General features: G+C 69.3%; 1 protein-coding gene. It reads right to left on the minus strand.

What is annotated here, in order from left to right; genetic code table 11:
* The coding region (locus EN808_RS35380; protein WP_135918236.1) for a DMT family transporter at window positions 1-355 on the minus strand (355 nt) is incomplete at both ends.

A 355-nucleotide genomic window follows, 5' to 3' on the forward strand; every position in this document is an offset into this window, starting at 1 on the left:
GCTGGTCAGCGCCGGCAGCGAATAGACGCTGAAGCCCTCGAACCCCGGCCGCACGATGATCAGAACGCCGGCAAAACCAAGGGCAATTGCCAGCCAACGACGCCAGCCGACGCCTTCGCCGAAGAAAAGGGCGGCGCCCATCGTCACGGCAAGCGGCAGGGCCTGCAGCACGGCCGAGACATTGGCGATCGGCAGATAGGCGAGGGCGATGAGGAAGGACACGGTGGCGCCGGCTTCGCCGGCGACACGCACCGCCACCATCGGCTGCAGCATGGCGCCGGGATTGGCCAGCGCGCCGCGCTGCCAGGCGAGCAGGCCGACGAACAGCGAGGCGAAGGCACCCCGCACCAGCATC

This window comes from Mesorhizobium sp. M8A.F.Ca.ET.165.01.1.1 (genome assembly GCF_004792065.1).
GTDB lineage: Bacteria > Pseudomonadota > Alphaproteobacteria > Rhizobiales > Rhizobiaceae > Mesorhizobium.